16 protein-coding genes are annotated in these 18,991 nt (G+C 66.3%); 10 read left to right on the top strand and 6 right to left on the bottom strand.

Annotation, left to right across the window (positions count from 1 at the left end; translation table 11 throughout):
• Positions 1-13: 13 nt before the first annotated feature.
• The 3 genes from J8I33_RS16705 (at position 14) to J8I33_RS16695 (ending at position 3,897) form a co-directional block, all read left to right on the top strand.
• Complete coding sequence (locus J8I33_RS16705) at positions 14-1,270, top strand: ABC transporter permease (protein WP_209938314.1); 1,257 nt, start codon at positions 14-16, stop codon at positions 1,268-1,270.
• 37 nt (positions 1,271-1,307) lie between these two features.
• A complete protein-coding gene (locus J8I33_RS16700) occupies positions 1,308-2,144 on the top strand; it encodes an ABC transporter permease (protein ID WP_050011405.1) in 837 nt (278 codons plus the stop codon).
• A gap of 334 nt (positions 2,145-2,478) precedes the next feature.
• The gene (locus tag J8I33_RS16695; protein ID WP_080334132.1) at positions 2,479-3,897 is read left to right on the top strand and encodes an MFS transporter; all 1,419 of its coding nucleotides are present in this window, start codon (positions 2,479-2,481) and stop codon (positions 3,895-3,897) included.
• 62 nt (positions 3,898-3,959) lie between these two features.
• Here J8I33_RS16695 and J8I33_RS16690 read toward each other — a convergent pair whose 3' ends face one another.
• The gene (locus J8I33_RS16690) at positions 3,960-5,693 is read right to left on the bottom strand and encodes a S53 family peptidase (RefSeq protein ID WP_209938195.1); all 1,734 of its coding nucleotides are present in this window, start codon (positions 5,691-5,693) and stop codon (positions 3,960-3,962) included.
• Between the two features lie 648 nt (positions 5,694-6,341).
• Between J8I33_RS16690 and J8I33_RS16685 the strand changes: the two genes are divergently transcribed.
• From J8I33_RS16685 to J8I33_RS16675, 3 genes are read left to right on the top strand one after another with little or no spacing between them, the layout of a single operon-like run.
• Positions 6,342-6,665 carry a metalloregulator ArsR/SmtB family transcription factor gene (locus J8I33_RS16685; RefSeq protein WP_050011403.1) on the top strand — a complete coding sequence of 108 codons (324 nt, stop codon included), beginning with the start codon at positions 6,342-6,344 and terminating at the stop codon, positions 6,663-6,665.
• The gene (locus J8I33_RS16680; protein WP_209938193.1) at positions 6,665-7,096 is read left to right on the top strand and encodes an SRPBCC domain-containing protein; all 432 of its coding nucleotides are present in this window, start codon (positions 6,665-6,667) and stop codon (positions 7,094-7,096) included. Before J8I33_RS16685 ends, J8I33_RS16680 begins: the two co-directional genes overlap by 1 nt.
• A complete protein-coding gene (locus tag J8I33_RS16675; RefSeq protein WP_124554004.1) occupies positions 7,093-7,533 on the top strand; it encodes a DUF1801 domain-containing protein in 441 nt (146 codons plus the stop codon). Before J8I33_RS16680 ends, J8I33_RS16675 begins: the two co-directional genes overlap by 4 nt.
• 173 nt (positions 7,534-7,706) lie before the next feature.
• Here J8I33_RS16675 and acnA read toward each other — a convergent pair whose 3' ends face one another.
• The 5 genes from acnA to J8I33_RS16650 form a co-directional block, all read right to left on the bottom strand.
• Positions 7,707-10,424 carry an aconitate hydratase AcnA gene (acnA, locus tag J8I33_RS16670; protein WP_124554005.1) on the bottom strand — a complete coding sequence of 906 codons (2,718 nt, stop codon included), beginning with the start codon at positions 10,422-10,424 and terminating at the stop codon, positions 7,707-7,709.
• Positions 10,425-10,724: 300 nt separating this feature from the next.
• Positions 10,725-12,176 (bottom strand): bifunctional 2-methylcitrate dehydratase/aconitate hydratase, encoded by a 1,452-nt coding sequence (locus tag J8I33_RS16665; protein ID WP_209938188.1) that lies wholly within the window; start codon positions 12,174-12,176, stop codon positions 10,725-10,727.
• A 22-nt stretch (positions 12,177-12,198) separates the two neighbouring features.
• Positions 12,199-12,714, bottom strand: coding sequence for a hypothetical protein (locus J8I33_RS16660; protein ID WP_050011294.1), 516 nt, complete (start codon positions 12,712-12,714; stop codon positions 12,199-12,201).
• Between the two features lie 230 nt (positions 12,715-12,944).
• Entirely contained in the window at positions 12,945-13,952 is a 1,008-nt protein-coding gene (locus tag J8I33_RS16655; RefSeq protein WP_209938185.1) for an aldolase/citrate lyase family protein, read from the bottom strand.
• Positions 13,953-14,136: 184 nt separating this feature from the next.
• Positions 14,137-15,123, bottom strand: a complete 987-nt coding sequence (locus tag J8I33_RS16650) for a malate dehydrogenase (protein ID WP_006479357.1) — start codon at positions 15,121-15,123, stop codon at positions 14,137-14,139.
• A 288-nt stretch (positions 15,124-15,411) separates the two neighbouring features.
• On the opposite strand from J8I33_RS16650, the gene J8I33_RS16645 reads away from it, so the two are divergent.
• From J8I33_RS16645 to sdhA, 4 genes are all read left to right on the top strand, one after another.
• Positions 15,412-16,236 (top strand): GntR family transcriptional regulator, encoded by an 825-nt coding sequence (locus tag J8I33_RS16645; RefSeq protein ID WP_006479356.1) that lies wholly within the window; start codon positions 15,412-15,414, stop codon positions 16,234-16,236.
• A gap of 168 nt (positions 16,237-16,404) precedes the next feature.
• Entirely contained in the window at positions 16,405-16,821 is a 417-nt protein-coding gene (sdhC, locus tag J8I33_RS16640; protein ID WP_023474464.1) for a succinate dehydrogenase, cytochrome b556 subunit, read from the top strand.
• 4 nt (positions 16,822-16,825) lie between these two features.
• Complete coding sequence (sdhD, locus tag J8I33_RS16635) at positions 16,826-17,194, top strand: succinate dehydrogenase, hydrophobic membrane anchor protein (RefSeq protein WP_006487767.1); 369 nt, start codon at positions 16,826-16,828, stop codon at positions 17,192-17,194.
• Positions 17,195-17,197: 3 nt separating this feature from the next.
• Positions 17,198-18,973: a succinate dehydrogenase flavoprotein subunit gene (gene sdhA, locus J8I33_RS16630; RefSeq protein WP_050011292.1), complete on the top strand. Its 1,776-nt coding sequence runs from the start codon at positions 17,198-17,200 to the stop codon at positions 18,971-18,973.
• Positions 18,974-18,991 lie beyond the last annotated feature (18 nt).

Here is an 18,991-nt window from a genome sequence, read left to right as displayed (position 1 = left end):
ACTCTTGAATACGATGACGATCGCGCCTTCCTCGCCGTCGACCGCCGCGCTCAAGCGCGAGCTGAAGGCCGCCGAGTCCCGCAAGCGCACGATGGCGCTGCTGCTGATCGCGCCGCTCGCGATTTTCCTGCTGCTGATTTTCGTCGTGCCGATCGGCACGCTGCTCACGCGCGCGGTGCAGAACCCGGAGATCGCGACCGCGTTGCCGAACACGGTCGCCGCGCTGTCGGGCTGGGATCGCAAGACGCCGCCGGCGGATGCGGCCTATGTCGCGCTCGCGGCCGACATGACGAAGGTGGCCGACAGCGAAGCGATGGGTGCGCTCGCACGGCGCCTGAACACCGAGATTCCCGGCTATCGCTCGCTCGTCGCGAAGACGGCGCGCGCGATGCCGCTGAAGGGCGACAATGACGCGGCGCTGACGCCCGCGCAGACGCGCGCGAAATTCATCGATCTCGATGCGCGCTGGGGCGACGTCGCGTACTGGCAGTCGATTGCGAAGAACGGCAGCCAGGTGTCGCCGTTCTATCTGCTCGCCGCGCTCGACCACAAGCAGGACGGCTTCGGCCACATCGTGCAGGCCGACCCCGACCAGTCGATCTACGTCGCGATCTTCGGCCGCACGTTCGTGATCGGCGTGGCCGTCACGCTGTTCGCGCTGCTGCTCGGCTATCCGCTCGCGTACTGGATCTCGACGCTGTCGGAACGGCGCGCGAACCTCGTGATGATCCTCGTGCTGATTCCGTTCTGGACGTCGGTGCTCGTGCGCGTCGCCGCATGGATCGTGCTGCTGCAGAGCGAAGGGCTGATCAACACGGCGCTGCTCGGCAGCGGGCTGATCTCGCATCCGCTGACGCTGCTGTTCAATCGCGTCGGCGTGTATATCTCGATGACGCACATCCTGCTGCCGTTCATGATCCTGCCGCTCTACAGCGTGATGAAGTCGATTCCGCCGACCTACCAGCGCGCGGCCGTGTCGCTCGGCAGCCATCCGTTCGCCGCGTTCTGGCGCGTGTACGTGCCGCAGACCTATCCGGGCGTCGGCGCGGGCGCGCTGCTCGTGTTCATCCTCGCGATCGGCTACTACATCACGCCCGCGCTGCTCGGCGGGCCGAACGACCAGATGGTCAGCTACTACGTCGCGTACTTCACGAACGTGACGATCAACTGGGGCATGGCGTGTGCGCTCGGCGGGATGCTGCTCGCGGCGACGCTCGTGCTGTATGCGGTGTACGGGCGCTTCACGCGCACCAACGTGAGCCTCGGCTGAGCGCCGGGCACAGGGAAACGGGAAGGGGATGCCGACCATGAAACTCGCCAGGCCGCTGTTCGCGCCGCACATGTCGTTCGTCGAGCGCGCGTGGTACGTCGCGCTGCGCGTGCTCGTCGTGCTGACGCTGCTGTACCTGATCCTGCCGGTGCTCGCGATCGTGCCGCTGTCGTTCTCGTCGAGCACGTTCCTCGTCTATCCGATCCCGGGTTTCTCGACGCGCTGGTACGAGAACCTGCTCGCATCGGACGAATGGCGGATGGCCGCGAAAAACAGCTTCATCGTCGCGCCGTCGGCGACCGTCGTCGCGACGGTGCTCGGCACGCTCGCGGCCATCGGCCTGACGAAAGCCGACTTCCGCGGCAAGGGGCTGCTGATGGCCGTGCTGCTGTCGCCGATGATCGTGCCGGTCGTCGTGGTCGGCGTCGGCATGTACCTGTTCTTCGCACCGCTCGGGCTCGCGAATACCTACACGGGGCTGATCGCCGCGCATGCGGCGCTCGGCGTGCCGTTCGTCGTGACGACGGTGGCCGCGACGCTGCAAGGCTTCAACCATAACCTCGTGCGCGCGAGCCTGTCGCTCGGCGCGAACCCGGTTACGACGTTCTTCCGCGTGACGCTGCCGGTGATCGCGCCGGGCGTGATGTCGGGCGCACTGTTCGCGTTCGCGACGTCGTTCGACGAAGTGGTCGTCACGCTGTTTCTCGCGGGCGCCGACCAGACGACGCTGCCGCGCCAGATGTTCACGGGCATCCGCGAGAACATCAGTCCGACGATCGCTGCGCTCGCCACGATCCTGATCATCTTCTCGACGAGCCTGCTGCTCGCGCTCGAATGGCTGCGCGGCCGCAATGCGCGGCGTGCGGTGTCGTGACCTGGTCGACCTGACGTGATGGCGCGACGGCGTCGCCGGCAGCCGCGGCCGGGCCGGCCCCCGGCGCCGCACGACGACGCTGCGCGCGAGCCCGACAGGCCGCCCGGCAGCCGCCGGATCGTCGATCGTTGTGCGCTCAACGATGCCGCGCGCCAGGCACGGCATCCCGCAAGCTTTCGTTTCGCTGACTGACGAAGCGGCCGCCTGCACGTTCGATGCGGCTCTGCAACAATACGGATCGCGGCAACGCGCGCGCCGGTCTTGCCGTCCGGCACGCACGCCGCCGCACTGCTCAATCCGCGACGCCGCGCGTCGCTCGTCAGCCGAGCCCATCTTGTCCGAATTCGCTTCCCCTGCCGGCGCGCACGAGCCGGCCGTCAACTGGCGTGCGATGTCCGCCGTGCTGCTGGCCGTCGCGCTCGCGACGCTCGACACCGCGATCGCGAACACCGCGCTGCCCGCCATCGCGACCGACCTGCATGCGTCGCCGGCCGCGTCCGTGTGGATCATCAACGCGTACCAGCTCGCGATGGTCGCGACGCTGCTGCCGTTCGCGTCGCTCGGCGACATCGTCGGCCACAAGCGCGTGTATGTCGCCGGGCTGGCGGTGTTCACGCTGGCGTCGCTCGGCTGCTCGCTCGCGTCGACACTGCCGATGCTGACGGCCGCGCGCATCGTGCAGGGCTTTGGCGCGAGCGCGATCATGAGCGTCAACGTCGCGCTGATCCGCGGTCTGTTTCCCGCGCACCGGCTCGGGCGCGGCGTCGGCTTCAACGCGCTCGTCGTCGGCGTGTCGTTCGCGGTGGGGCCGACGATCGCGTCGCTGATCCTGTCGGTGGCCGCGTGGCCGTGGCTGTTCGCGGTGAACGTGCCGCTCGGCGCGTTCGCGCTCGCGGTGGCGATTCCGTCGCTGCCGCAGACGGCGCGCGGCAAGCATGTATTCGATCCGGTAGCCGCGCTGTTCAACGTGATCACGTTCGCGTCGCTGATTTTCGCGCTCGGCGAATTCGCGCAGCGCGGGCCGCTCTCCGTCGTGTTCGCCGCGGCCGCGGTGGCATTCGCATTCGGCTGGCTGCTGATCCGCCGCCAGGCCGGGCATCCGGCGCCGATGCTGCCGGTCGACCTGTTCCGCCGGCCCGTGTTCACGCTGTCCGCGCTGACCGCCGTCTGCGCGTTCGCCGCGCAGGGGCTCGCGTTCGTGTCGCTGCCGTTCTATTTCGAAACCGTCCTGCATCGCAGTGCGGTCGAGACGGGATTCCTGATGACGCCGTGGTCGGCGATCGTCGCGCTCGCCGCGCCGATCGCGGGGCGGCTGTCGGACCGTTATCCGCCCGGGCTGCTCGGCGCGATCGGCCTCGCGTTGCTGAGTGCGGGGATGGTGTCGCTTGCCGCGCTGCCGGTGTCGCCGGGCGTCGTCGACATCGGCTGGAGAATGATGCTGTGCGGAGCGGGCTTCGGCTTCTTCCAGTCGCCGAACCTGAAAGCGCTGATGTCGAGCGCGCCGCCCGAACGCAGCGGCGGCGCGAGCGGGATCATCGCGACCGCGCGGCTGATCGGGCAGGCGACGGGTGCGGCGCTGGTTGCGCTGTCGTTCGGGATCGCGGGCCGCCACGGGCCGACGCTTGCGTTGATGCTCGGTGCGGGTTTCGCGGGTGCGGCGAGCGTCGCGAGCGGGCTGCGGCTGTTCGCGCCGTCGCATCGGGCCGGCGCGCCGGTCGTGTCGGAACGCGTGGAGGAGCCGGCGACGGAGTAGCGCGGGGCAGTTACAACCGGCGCGCGGCAAGCCATCGCCGCGCGCCGGTCTTCATGCATCGCTCAGAACCCGCCCGACTTGATCAGCTGGTTGAGGTTCGCGATGTTCAGGCTGCCGAAGCCGGTCGTCAGATCCCAGCCGGTGCCGGCCTTGTAGCCATACCCCTGGTAGCCGTTGTTGCCCGACACGACGTCATAGCGCACGAGCGACGGATGCGACGGAATGTCCGCATAGAAGTTGCCGGCCGGGAAGCCGAGGCCCGTGCCGTTCGCCGCGAGCAGACGCGCCCAGAAGCCCGTGAAAATCGGCGCGGCGAGGCTCGTGCCGCCGATCTGCTGCAACTGGCCGTAGTTGTAGATGTACGCGCCCGTGCTTTGCGCGGCGTCGAACGCGACGTCCGGCAACCGGCGATTGCTGCCCGACTGCCACGACGGCGCGGGCAGAATCGTGCTGACGCCGCCGCCCGTCGCCCACAGCTTGCCGTTCGAATCGAGCCCTTCGTTCCACACCGTCTCGTTCGAGAACGCACCCGCCGACGTCGTGTAGAGCGTCGTGCCGCCGATCGCGAGCACGTGCGGCGACGAAGCTGGCCACGACACCGTGTAGTTCGAGCCGTCCGGATAGCCGCGGTTGTTGCACTCGTACACGCCTTCGTCGCCCGACGATACCGAGAACGTCTGGCCCTGCGCGGCGGCCGTCGTGAAGATCTGCTCCTCGGCGTCGAGCGTGCCGTCCGAGTCCGCATCGGTTTCGCACCAGCCGAGCGACACGTTGATCACCTTCGCGGTGTTGTCCGACACCGCGCGGTTGAACGCCTGCGTGAGGCCCGTGTTGCCGGCGGCGTTCAGGTCCGCCATGTAGAACACCAGCTTGCCGACCTGGCCGCCGGCCGAGCCGACGATCGACTGGCTGTCGAGATCCCATTCGCCCTGGCCGTCCTGGTCGTCGGAGTAGCTGCCGCCCGTGCCATTGGTCTTGACGGTCTGCGTGGAGACCGTGCCGTAGCCATTGCTCGACGTGAACTGCTTCAGGTCCTGCAGCGTCTGCGACACGCCGCCGATCGTGATGATGCCGACGGTCACGCCGGCCGCGGTCGGCACGCCGGTCGCGTTGTAGAGGCCCGGGAATTCCTTCGGATAGTGGCCCGTCGCCGTGCCGGCCGCGAGCGCCTGCGGCTTCGCCACGTTGCCGATGCGCAGCATCGGCCGTGCACGCGCGACACTTTGCAGCCCGAGCACCGAGCCGACCACGTCGCCGAGCGCGCGCGGCACTTGCGCGGTCGACGTGTTGGCGAACCCCGAGCGGCCCGCGTACTCGAAGTGCACGAGCGACGTGTTGAACGCGGCCTTCACCGTGCCGGCCGTGCCGCTGGCGGAGATCAGCAGCCGGTTCGGCGCGACCTCGACATTCGTGAAGCCGCTCTTGTGCAGATAATCGACGACCGACTTTACCTGCGCGTCGGTCGGCGCGTAGTTCGCGAGGAACTGCTCGTGCGTCAGGTACTGGCGGTAATGCGCGCTGCCGGGCCGGTTCACGTCGCGTGCCAGTTGCTTGAGCTGCGCGGCGTTGCGCAGCTTCAGGCTGACGACGACGTTGGTCGTCTCGCCGGCCGCGAGTTCGAGCGATGGCGCCGCACTGCGCGCCATCAACTGCGGGCCGGTCAGAAAGGCCTTCGTATGGGTATCGACCCAATCCGTCGCTGCGTGCGCCGCGGCGGCGGCGAACACGAGCGGGGCCACGCACGCCAGGCGGCGGGGCGACGGATGGGGAAGGGCAAACCAGGCGTTCCTTTTCATCGGGAGTCCTTTTTTAGGAGAGGCGACGTTACTGGAACCCCCGGCCCTTGTGGGGCCGCGAGCGGTGACGAGCGTAGGGCGTCGATGCCGTTCGGGTAGCTGCCATTTTCCATAGCTGTCAGTTCTGACAACGGGGCGCATGACGGACACGCGCAGCGTCGTACGCGACGGCGATGGCGGGCGCCGATGAGCGGATCGGTTTGCGGTACGTCGGCGCGGCAACGCGCGTCGCTCGCACACACGAGCCGTTCGTTGCAGCATCGGAATGTGCGCGGTCTTGGAAGGGAGCGCCGCATGGATGCATCGCGTTTGCGTGTCAATCGCTGCGCGCCGTATCGCACTATGTGGTCATTGGAAGCGGCTCGTCAGAAACGGATTCGCGCATGCACGACAACGGGGCGGGTTGAGCCCAGATGTTTCCCGAACTGTGGAACAGCGCATCGGCCAGTCTTGCAGGCCGCTTTCGGATCGCGCTTCGCCATCGCGGATTAGAGGACATGCTCGAATCGGGCGTGGACGAGAGCCGGTGTGACGAACCCGCCGGTCGCGCGGGATCGAGCCACGTCATTCATGAAATCCCGCCTTGACGCGCGCCGATCAGCGGATATCCTTCAATACATAACTCGTTGGTTATGGATTTTGGACGACATGCAAAAAGCTCAGGACACGCTTTTCAGGACACTCGCCGATCCCACGCGCCGCGCGCTTTTCGAGCGGCTGTGCGCGGAGGGCGAGCTGACGGTTGCCGCGCTGACCGCCCATGCGGGCGTGTCGCAGCCGGCGGTATCGAAGCATCTGGGCGTACTGAAGCAGGCCGGGCTCGTGAACGACCGTCACGAAGGCCGGCAGACGCATTACAGCGCGCAGCCGCAAGCGCTGGCCCCGTTGATCGACTGGACGAGCCAGATGGCGGGCTTCTGGCAGCGCCGGTTCGATGCCCTCGAAGATCTGCTCAAAAGGATGGACCAGTAATGACGCAAGCCACTACCGAAACGCGCTCCGTCGTCGTCGACCGGGAGCTGCCGCATCCGCCGGAGAAGATCTGGCGCGCGCTCACGCAACCGCACCTGATCGAGGCGTGGCTGATGAAGAGCGACTTCGAGCCCGTCGCGGGCCGTGCGTTCAGTTTCCGTGCGGACTGGGGCTCGGTCGACTGCACGGTCCTCGCGATCGAGCCGCACCGTACGCTGTCCTATACGTGGGTGGCGCACGGCCTCGAAAGCGTCGTCACGTGGACGCTCACGCCGACGCCGGCCGGCACGCACCTGCGTATGGAACAGGTCGGCTTCCGCCCCGACCAGGAGCAGGCGTACCGCGGCGCGCAGTATGGCTGGGTACGGTTCTTCGAATCGCTCGAACAGGTGTTGTCGCGTCCTGACACGCAAACGGAGGCCCGCGCATGAGTGCAACGGAGCTGCAACCGTCCGAGCGCATCGACGCACTGATCGCCGGCATCACCGACTGGCGTGGCAAGACGTTCGCCGAGCTTCGCCAGACGATCCTCGCGACGGACGAAGGCATCGTCGAGGAATGGAAGTGGATGGGCAGCCCCGTGTGGTCGTGCGACGGGATGATCGCGGTCGCGAACGCGCACAAGGGCAAGGTGAAGCTGACGTTCATGCACGGCGCGCACCTGCCCGATCCCGACGGGCTGTTCAATGCGGGCCTCGAAGGCAATGCGCGGCGCGCGATCGATTTCGTCGAAGGCGACAAGATCGACAAGCGAGCGCTGAAGCACCTCGTGCGCGCGGCGATCGACTACAACCGCACGCATCTGAAGAAGAACGCGCGCTCGGGTTCCTCCGCGGGCGCGAAGGTGCGAAGCAGCAAGGCGGCGTGACGCGCGAGCCGCATACCGGCGGGTGACGTTCGGCGAAAGCGGGGCGCCGCCGTGCGATCGTCGCTACGACGCCCGCCGGCGCACAGGCGAAAAAAAGCCCGACACGAAGTCGGGCATCCAAATCGGCCGCAACCGCCCGCGAGGCGGCTGCGGCACCTGCAAAAGCCGCGCGCTTACGCTGCGAGCAGCGAGCGCAGCACGAACGGCAGGATCCCGCCGTGCTTGTAGTAGTCGACTTCGATCGGCGTATCGATGCGCAGCAGCACCGGCACACGCTGCGTTTCGCCGTTCTTGCGGTGAATCACGAGCGTGACGTCCTGCTGCGGCTTGAAGTCGTCGCCGAGGCCTTCGATGTCGTACGTCTCTTCGCCGGTGATGCCGAGCGACTGCACGCTGTCCGCGCCCTTGAACTGCAGCGGCAGCACGCCCATGCCGACCAGGTTCGAGCGGTGGATCCGTTCGAAGCTGCGTGCGATCACGGCCTTCACGCCGAGCAGTTGCGTGCCCTTCGCGGCCCAGTCGCGCGACGAGCCCGTGCCGTACTCTTCGCCCGCGAACACGACGGTCGGCGTGCCGGCGGCGACGTACTGCATCGCCGCATCGTAGATCGACTGCTGTTCGCCGCTCGGCTGGTGGATCGTCAGGCCGCCTTCGACGCGCGTGCCGTCCGCCTTCGCCGGGATCATCAGGTTCTTGATCCGGACGTTCGCGAACGTGCCGCGCATCATCACGTCGTGGTTGCCGCGGCGCGAGCCGTAGCTGTTGAAGTCGGCCTTCTGCACGCCGTTTTCCTTCAGCCACTTGCCTGCCGGCGAGTCTTCCTTGATCGAGCCTGCCGGGCTGATGTGGTCGGTCGTGACCGAATCGCCGAAGATGCCCAGCGCGCGCGCGCCCTTGACGGTCGGGATCGACGCAGCCGGCTCCATCGAGAAGTCGTTGCCGAAGAACGGCGGCTCGGCGATGTAGGTCGACTTCGGCCAGTCGTAGACCTCGCCCGTTTCGCCCTCGATCTTGCTCCAGAGGTCGCCCTTCTTGGTCAGCTTCGAGTAGTTGTCCTCGAACTTCTTCGGATCGAGCGCGAACTTGAGCAGCGCGTGGATTTCATCGCTCGTCGGCCAGATGTCGCCGAGGTAGATGTCGCGGCCGCCCTTGCCCTTGCCGACCGGCTCGGTCATCAGGTCGCGCGTGATGTTGCCGGCGATCGCGTACGCGACGACGAGCGGCGGCGACGCGAGGAAGTTCGCGCGGATGTTCGGGTGGATACGCGCTTCGAAGTTACGGTTGCCCGACAGCACGGCCGCCGCGACGATGTCGTTCTTCGTGATCGCTTCGTTCAGTTCCGGCGTCAGGTCGCCCGCGTTGCCGATACAGGTCGTGCAGCCGTACGCCGCGACTTCGAAGCCGAGCTTCGACAGGTAGGGCAGCAGGCCCGTCTTCGTCAGGTACTCGGTGACGATGCGCGATCCCGGCGCGAGCGAGGTCTTGATCTTCGGGTCGACCGTGAGGCCGGCCTCGACCGCCTTCTTCGCGAGCAGGCCGGCGGCCAGCAGCACGCTCGGGTTCGACGTGTTCGTGCACGACGTGATCGCGGCGATCAGGATGTCGCCGTTCTTCACGTCGACGCCGTTGCTCGTCGTGTACTGCGTGCCCAGGTCGTCCGCCTTCTTCGCGAAACCGTTTTCCGCGACCGGCTTCGAGAACAGGTCGGTGAACGTCGACTTGACGTGGCCGATCTCGATGCGGTCCTGCGGGCGCTTCGGGCCGGCCAGCGACGGCGCGACCGTCGTCAGATCCAGCGTCACGACCTTCGTGTAGTCGATGTCGCCGGCGTTCGGGATGCCGAACAGGTTCTGCGCCTTGAAGTAGTTTTCGAACGCGGCGATTTCGGCCTTCGTGCGGCCCGTGCCTTCGAAGTAGTCGATCGTCTTTTCGTCGACCGGGAAGAAGCCCATCGTCGCGCCGTATTCCGGCGCCATGTTGCCGATCGTCGCGCGGTCCGGCAGCGACAGCGAGCGCGTGCCTTCGCCGAAGAACTCGACGAACTTGCCGACGACCTTCTCCTTGCGCAGCATTTCGGTGATCGTCAGCACCAGGTCGGTGGCCGTCACGCCCTCGCGCAGCTTGCCCTTCAGCTCGACGCCGACGACGTCCGGCGTCAGGAAGTACACCGGCTGGCCGAGCATGCCGGCTTCCGCCTCGATGCCGCCCACGCCCCAGCCGACCACGCCGATGCCGTTGATCATCGTCGTGTGGCTGTCCGTGCCGACGAGGGTGTCCGGATAGTACACGGTGTCGGCGCCGTCGGTCTTCTTGTGGACGCCGCGCGCCAGATACTCGAGGTTCACCTGGTGGACGATGCCCACGCCCGGCGGCACGACCTTGAACGTGTCGAACGCCTGCATGCCCCACTTCATGAACTGGTAGCGCTCGTTGTTGCGCTGGAATTCCAGCTTCATGTTCAGGTCGAGCGCGTCCTTCTGGCGGAAGTAGTCGATCTGGACCGAGTGGTCGACGACGAGATCGACCGGGACCAGCGGTTCGATCTTCTTCGGGTTCTTGCCCGTGCGCTCGGCGACGCCGCGCATGGCCGCGATGTCGGCGAGCAGCGGCACGCCCGTGAAATCCTGCAGCACGACGCGCGACACGACGAACGGAATCTCGTCGACGCGCTTCGCGGTCGGCTTCCAGTTCGCGAGCTGCTCGATGTGCTCTTCGGTGATTTTCTTGCCGTCGTAGTTGCGCAGCACGGACTCGAGCACGATGCGGATCGACACCGGCAGGCGTTCGATCTTCGTCTTCAGTTCCTTGCCGAGCTGCGGCAGCGAGTAGAACTTGCCTTTGCCGGAACCGCTGTCGAATTCCTTGAGGGTCTTGTGGAGATTGTGGGCCATGGTGATTTTCCTGGGTTTAAGGCTAGGAAACAAAGAGTCCTGTAGATGACCAGGGGGCTGTTTGCGGATGAAACGGACATGCGTTGCCCCGAGAAAGGCCGCTCGCAAGGAGCGTGACGCAGCGAGCGGCCTTTCTCGGGGCAACCCCAAATTTAAAATTTATTCCACGGGAATGCCCCAAATCGGCCGCATGACGGCGTCGTTCGTCGCTTGTTTGGCACGGCCAAACGGCGCTCCTCACTTCTGGTCCTGCGACCGATTTGGGGCATTCGCATGTCCGTTTCATCCGCAAACAGCCCCCTATACCACATACAAGTCGACGTACTCATCGACTGGCATCGCTTCGAGCTTTGCCTGGTCCAGCGACACGTCGAGAATCGCTTGTTGCTGCTTGGCCGGGAAACGGCGGGCAAGGTTGGTCCGGAACTTCTCGACCAGGAGCGGGACGCCTTCGGCACGGCGCCGCCGATGGCCGAGCGGATACTCGACCGCCGCTTCGGCAAGCTTCGATCCGTCCGTGAACTCGACCGTCAGCGCATTCGCGATCGATCGCTTGTCCGGATCGTGGTAATCCTGCGTGAACTGCGGATCCTCGACGCACACGGTTTTCGCGCGCAGCGCGTCGATGCGCGGGTCCGCCGCGGCCGCGTCTTCGTAGTCGGCCGCGGTCAGCCGGCCGAACAGCAGCGGCACGGCGACCATGTACTGGATGCAGTGGTCGCGGTCGGCCGGATTGGCGAGCGGGCCCTGCTTGTCGATGATGCGGAGCGCGGCCGCGTGCGTGCGGATCGTGATCCGGCCGATGTCGTCGGCCGTGCGGCCCGCCGCGGCGAGCTGCGCGTGCAGCTGCAGCGCGGCCTCGGCGGCCGTCTGCGCATGGAATTCGGCGGGGAACGCGATCTTGAACAGCACGTTTTCCATCACGTACGTGCCGTACGGGCGCTGGAAGCGGAACGGCTTGCCGTCGAACAGCACGTCGTAGAAGCCCCACGTCTTGGCGGTGAGCGCCGACGGATAGCCCATTTCACCCGTTTTCGCGATCAGCGCGAGGCGCACCGCGCGGGACGTCGCGTCGCCGGCCGCCCAGGATTTGCGCGAACCGGTGTTCGGCGCATGGCGGTAGGTCCGCAGCGCGTGGCCGTCAATGAATGCGTTGGACACCGCGTTGATCAGCTCGTCGCGCGTGAGCCCGAGCAGGCGCCCGACGACGGCCGTCGACGCGACCTTCACGAGCAGCACATGGTCGAGCCCGACCGCGTTGAATGAATTCTCGAGGGCGAGGCAGCCCTGGATCTCGTGGGCCTGGATCATCGCGACCAGCACGTCGCGCATCGCGAGCGGCTGGCGGCCGGCCGCGCGGGCCGTGCGGGAGAGCCAGTCGGCCGTCGCCAGGATCCCGCCGAGGTTGTCGGACGGATGACCCCATTCGGCGGCGAGCCAGGTGTCGTTGAAGTCCAGCCAGCGGATCATCGCGCCGATGCCGAACGCGGCCTGGACGGGATCGAGCTGGAAGGACGTGCCGGGCACCTTCGCGCCGTTCGGCACGATCGTGCCGGGCACGACGGGGCCGAGCAGCTTGGTGCAGGCAGGGTAGGACAGCGCCTCGAGTCCGCATCCGAGCGTGTCGATCAGGCAATGACGCGCCGTCTCCAGCGCGAGCGCGCTGTCGAGGCCGGTGTTCAGCACGTAGTCGACGATGTCGACGAGTACCGAATCCGGCGCGGGGCGGACGTTGGAGACCGGGGCGGACATCGAGGGGCCGGAGGGAACGCGCTTAGTTCGTTGCCGGCTTCAGCTCGTTCGACTGCGTCGGTGCTGCCGTGCCTTGCGCCATTTCCGGCGTCACGCATTCGTCCGCGAGGCGCTCGCCGCCGTTGGCGTCGGAGAACAGCATCGCCTTGGTCGGGATCACGACCAGCTTGAAGCCTGCGGCCGGATCGTAGAACGTGTCGGCGCCCGTCGTCGTGGCTTGACGCGGCAGCTTGTAGTTCTTCTTCGCCCAGTGAACCGTGACGACCTGGTCGCGCTTCATGTCGCCGGCGAGGTCGAACGACAGACCTTCCTTACAGGACCACTTGACCGCGCCGTCCGGTACCGGATCGACCTTGGCGGCCGCGCGTGCCTGCGCCTTCTTGCTGCGCGGGATGATGCGCTTGGCCGGCGCCGGGCGCTTGGCCGTGGCCTTCTTCGCGGTCGTGGTGGCCGTACCCTGGGCAAACGCGCTCGGAGCCGACACCAGCATCGTGGCGGACAAGGCGCCGATGGCGGTAGCGATCAGGAGTTTCTTCATGGAGTCAGAACCTTTCGATAATCAGTTGACAAGGGCCGGCAATCGAAACTGCCGGCCGGTTTGAAACTGCACGCGCCCCGAAAGCGCGCAGCGGCCGCTATTTTCACCTATTTGGCCGCGCGTATATCAGGTTTTCGGGCTCCGTTACGTTTTTTGTCGTTTCGCAAACGTCTGTCCGGTTGGCGAAACGTCGAATGCATGAAACGCGTGTATCGACGGGCGGCGCGCGCTCACGGCGCGACGCCCGCGGCGGCCGGGCCGAACAGCGGCGCAGCCTCGTCCGGTACGGGCTGGCCGGTGGCCCGCGCACGGCGCAGCACCGACCAGTAATACCGATAACTCGCGCGATCGTGCAGCGTATCGCCGTGGCGCGTCGGGCCCCAGTCGGCGGCCTGCGCGGCCAGCAGGATCTCGGCGGCCAGCGTGACTTCGTCGGCGCGCGGCGCGAACGCGTCGACGATCGGGCGGATGTGCGCCGGGTGGATGCTCCACATTCGCGTGAACGCGAATTCGTCGCGCGCGCGGCGGGCGTCGCCGGCGACGACGCTCATGTCGCGCACTTCCGTGGTCACGTTGTGCGACGGCGTCTTGCCGTGCGCGTGACAGGCCGCGGCGATTTCCAGCTTCGCGCGGCGCACGAGCGGGTGATCGAACTGGCCGGGCGAGCGCATCGCGGAATCGGGAATCGCGCCGTGGTGCGCGGAGACGAAATCCATCAGCCCGAAGCTCAGCGTGCCGACCGTCGGCAGCGCGGCGAGGGCGGCCGCCTGCGCGAGCGCGCCGTGCGTTTCGATCAGCACGTCGGCCGGGATCGGCTGCGCGATGCCGAACTCGCGGCGCGTGCCTTCGATGAACGCGGTCATTTCGGCCGCGTCGGCGGCGCTCGCGATCTTCGGCAGCGTGATGTAGGCGGGTGCGCGCGACGCACGCAGCACGATGCGCACGTCGTCGCGCCAGTGCGGGTGGGAAAAGTCGTGGATGCGGACGCCGACGCGGCCGAAGCGGTTCTCGGCGCTGCCGAGCAGGTCGGCGACGAGCGCCGCGTGCGCGGCTTCCTGGCCGACGGCCGCGCCGTCCTCGCAGTCGAGCGTGAGGTCGAACACGGGACCCAGCTCGGCTTGCAGCGCGAGCGACTTGCGCATCAGCTTCTCGCTGCCCGCGTAGTGATCGCAGCAGGGCAGGATCGCGGGCGGGGACGCCCCGTCGTACAGCACTTGTGCAGGAGTGAGCGCGGCCATCTCTTCTACGTGAGGGAAGCGGGTCAACGTGGCGGAAATCGGATTCGGGCAGGCTCTGGGCCGGTGCGCGGCGCGGCGCGGGCGGCAAAACGTGCGCGAATCGGATCGGCGGGCCGGGCCGGCGGCGTGCCGGCCCGTGCCGAAGCCGGGCGCCGCGAAGGCCGCCCGGCACGATGCGTGATGCTTAGTTCTTCAGCAGGTGGGCGACGCCATCGCGCTCTTCGAGCAGCTCGGCCAGCGTGCCGTCCATCTTCTCGCGCGAGAACGCGTCGATTTCCAGGCCTTCGACGCGCTTGTATTCGCCGTTTTCGCAGGTGACCGGCACGCCGTAGATGATGTCTTCGGGGATGCCGTACGAGCCGTCCGACGGGATGCCCATCGTGACCCACTTGCCGTTCGTGCCGAGCACCCAGTCACGCACGTGGTCGATCGCCGCGTTGGCTGCCGACGCCGCCGACGACAGGCCGCGCGCTTCGATGATCGCCGCGCCGCGCTTGCCGACGGTCGGGATGAACGTGTCGCGGTTCCACACGTCGTCGTTGATCAGCTTCAGCAGCGATTCGCCTTCGGCGGTCGCGAAGCGGAAGTCCGGGTACATCGTCGGCGAGTGGTTGCCCCACACGGCGAGCTTCTCGATCGACGCGACCGGCTTGCCCGACTTGGCGGCGAGCTGCGACAGCGCGCGGTTGTGGTCGAGGCGCAGCATGGCCGTGAAGTTCTTCTTCGGCAGATCCGGCGCCGACTTCATCGCGATGTACGCGTTCGTGTTCGCCGGGTTGCCGACGACCAGCACCTTCACGTCGCGGCTCGCGACTTCGTTCAGCGCGGCGCCCTGAACCGTGAAGATTTCGGCGTTCGCCGACAGCAGGTCCTTGCGCTCCATGCCCTTCGAGCGCGGACGCGCACCGACCAGCAGCGCGACGTCTGCATCCTTGAATGCGACCTTCGGATCGTCGGTGATCACGACGCCTGCGAGCAGCGGGAACGCGCAATCGTCGAGTTCCATCACGACGCCCTTGACGGCGCCTTGGGCTTGCGGGAGGTCGAGCAGTTGCAGGATGACCGGCTGGTCCTTGCCGAGCAGGTCGCCGTTCGCGATGCGGAACAGCAGGGAGTAAGCGATTTGACCTGCGGCGCCGGTGACGGCAACGCGCTTTGCGGGCTTAGCCATTGAAAATCTCCAGGACGGGTGAAGCGTTGGACGCGAGCGAAAACGCCATTCTATGCGCGTTGTGCGTAGCGTTGCATTGAAGCAGGGCGGAGGACTCGCGATGGCAGACGCGGTGAACCTGGAGACGGCCGTGGCACGTAGCCGGGGACGCGCTGTTGCACCCGCGAACCCTTGCTCGACCGGGAGTGTAGGAGCCGTCACGCGCAAAGTCAAACGGTATCATATGTCTTATATAAGACAGATGTTTTGCGGAAATTGAGTGGACGAAAAAGTGCGGTTTGTGATGAAATGCGCGCCATGACATCGAACCAGGCGAACACCGCGAATCAAACCGGCGCAGGCGGCCCAGGGCAGCCGGGCGCGGGCGATCCCGCAGCCTCGCCCGCGGCGTCCGCGTCGCCGACGTTCAGCCCGTTATACCAGCAGATCAAGTCATTGATCACGCAAAGTCTCGAATCCGGCGAATGGAAGCCGGGCGAGATCATTCCCAGCGAAGTGGAGCTCGCGGCCCGCTACAAGGTCAGCCAGGGCACCGTGCGCAAGGCGATCGACGAGCTGGCCGCCGAAAACCTCGTGGTCCGGCGGCAGGGCAAGGGCACTTTTGTTGCAACGCACAACGAAGATCGCGCGCAATTCCGCTTTCTGCGTCTGCTGGCCGACGACGGCGCCGAGCACCCGCACGTGAGCCGCCTGCTCGAATGCCGGCGCCTGCGCGCGCCGGCCGAGATCGCGCGGCAGCTCGACCTGAAGCCCGCCGATCCGGTCGTGCAGGTGCGCCGCCTGCTGGAATTCGACAGCGAAGTGACGGTGCTCGACGAGATCTGGCTGCCGGGCGCGATGTTCCGCGGGCTGACGTTCGAGCGGCTGAGCGAGTACAAGGGGCCGCTCTACGCGATGTTCGAGACGGAGTTCGGGACGCGGATGATCCGCGCGACGGAGAAGATCCGTGCGGTCGCGGCGGATCCGGCGGTGGCCGACCTGCTGCACGTGCCGGCGGGCTTCCCGCTGCTGTCGGTCGAGCGCGTGTCCTATACGTATGGGGACCGGCCGGTGGAAGTGCGTCGCGGCTGGTATGTCACAACCGGGTACTACTATCAGAATGACTTGAGCTGACGACGTTCGGTTCAGCCGCGTGCATTCGCGTTTCCCACGCTCGCGAAGCACGTTTCGGGCCGCCTTTGTTCGTGTTCGCGCAATGATCCAGAGCAGACTTTCGCTGCAGCGCGATATAAAAAGGCGCTAAAATCGCGGATTAGTGTGACAACATAGTAGGGGTCTAGCATGACTGACGCAGTAAGAAAGCCGAGGCCGGAATACCGGAACATCGGAATCGGCGACATCACGTTGAAATATCGCATGCCCCTGGCGGCGATATTGTCGATTCTCCATCGTATCAGCGGCGCGCTGCTGTTCCTGTTCCTGCCGTTCCTGCTGTTCCTCTTCGACCAGAGCCTTACCTCCGAGCTCAGCTTCGAAGTCTTCAAGGCTTTCCTCTCCAACATCGTCGTCAAGCTGATCGTCCTCGCGTTGTCGTGGGCCTTCTTCCACCATTTCTGCGCCGGCATTCGCCACCTGCTGATGGACGTCAACCACGACGCCGTCACGAAGGAAGGCGGCAAGCGGACGGCCGTCGTCGTCTTTGTCGTCTCGATCGCGCTGACGATCGCCATGGCACTCAAACTGTTCGGAGCATTCTAAGAAAATGGCAGCCAACAACCGAATCGGCTCGAAGCGCCTCGTCGTCGGCGCTCACTACGGCCTGCGCGACTGGCTCGCGCAGCGCGTCACCGCCACGATCATGGCGGTCTACACGGTCATTCTGCTCGTCCTGTTCTTCGGCGCGCACGATTTTTCGTACGAAGGCTGGGCATCGATCTTCGCCGCGCAATGGATGAAGCTCGCGACCTTCGTGATGCTGCTTTCCCTCTTCTACCACGCATGGGTCGGCGTGCGCGACATCTGGATGGACTACGTGAAGCCCGTCGGTGTGCGCCTGCTGCTGCAATCGCTGACCATCGTCTGGCTGCTCGCATGTGCGGGCTACGCCGCGCAGATTCTCTGGAGAGTGTAAAGAATGGCTGCAATCAAAACTTCCCTCCCGCGCCGCAAGTTCGACGTCGTGATCGTCGGCGCAGGCGGCTCCGGCTTGCGCGCAGCGCTGCAACTGTCGCGCGCGGGCCTGTCGGTCGGCGTGCTGTCGAAGGTGTTCCCGACGCGTTCGCACACGGTGGCCGCGCAAGGCGGTATCGGCGCGTCGCTCGGCAACATGAGCGAAGACAACTGGCACTTCCACTTCTACGACACCATCAAGGGTTCCGACTGGCTCGGCGACCAGGACGCGATCGAGTTCATGTGCCGCGAGGCACCGAACGTCGTGTACGAACTGGAACACTTCGGCATGCCGTTCGACCGTAACGCGGACGGCACGATCTACCAGCGTCCGTTCGGCGGCCACACCGCGAACTACGGCGAGAAGCCGGTCCAGCGCGCTTGCGCGGCCGCCGACCGTACCGGTCACGCGCTGCTGCACACGCTGTACCAGCAGAACGTCGAAGCGAAGACGCAGTTCTTCGTCGAATGGATGGCGCTCGACCTGATCCGCGACGCGGACGGCGACGTGCTCGGCGTGACGGCCCTCGAGATGGAGACGGGCGACGTCTACATCATGGAAGGCAAGACGACGCTGTTCGCGACGGGCGGCGCAGGCCGGATCTTCGCGGCGTCGACGAACGCGTTCATCAACACCGGCGACGGCCTCGGCATGGCGGCCCGCTCGGGCGTCGCGCTGCAGGACATGGAGTTCTGGCAGTTCCACCCGACCGGCGTGGCCGGCGCGGGCGTGCTGATCACCGAAGGCGTGCGCGGCGAAGGCGGTATCCTGCGCAACGCGAACGGCGAGCGCTTCATGGAGCGCTACGCGCCGACGCTGAAGGATCTGGCGCCGCGCGATTTCGTGTCGCGTTCGATGGACCAGGAAATCAAGGAAGGTCGCGGCGTCGGTCCGAACAAGGATCACGTGCTGCTCGACCTGTCGCACATCGGCGCCGAGACGATCATGAAGCGTCTGCCGTCGATCCGCGAAATCGCGCTGAAGTTCGCGAACGTCGACGCGATCAAGGAACCGATCCCGGTCGTCCCGACGATCCACTACCAGATGGGCGGTATCCCGACCAACATCCACGGTCAGGTCGTCGGCACGTCGCGCGATCACAAGGAACCGATCAACGGCTTCTACGCAGTGGGCGAATGCTCGTGCGTGTCGGTGCACGGTGCGAACCGTCTCGGCACGAACTCGCTGCTGGACCTCGTGGTGTTCGGCCGTGCGGCCGGCAACCACATCGTTCAGCACGTGAAGAACCAGAAGGAACACAAGCCGCTGCCGGCCGATGCGGGCGAGTTCTCGCTGGCGCGCCTGAACAAGCTCGACACGTCGAGCTCGGGCGAGTACACGCAGGACGTCGCGAACGACATCCGCGCAACGATGCAGAAGCACGCAGGCGTGTTCCGCACGTCGGCGCTGCTGAAGGAAGGCGTCGACCAGATGGCCGGCCTGAAGGCGCGCGTGGAAAACATCCACCTGAAGGACAAGTCGAAGGTGTTCAACACCGCGCGTGTCGAAGCGCTCGAGTTGGAGAACCTGATCGAAGTGGCCCGCGCGACGATGGTGTCGGCGGAAGCGCGCAAGGAAAGCCGCGGCGCGCACGCGCACAGCGACTACGAACACCGCGACGACGACAACTGGCTGCGCCACACGCTGTGGTACAGCGAAGGCGATCGCCTCGACTACAAGCCGGTTCAAATGAAGCCGCTGACGGTCGAATCCGTGCCGCCGAAGCCGCGCACGTTCTAAGCCGAGTCAAAGGAATCC

Source organism: Burkholderia sp. AcTa6-5 (assembly GCF_017815075.1).
Lineage (GTDB): Bacteria > Pseudomonadota > Gammaproteobacteria > Burkholderiales > Burkholderiaceae > Burkholderia > Burkholderia sola.
This window is presented reverse-complemented; position numbering and strand designations above follow the sequence as displayed.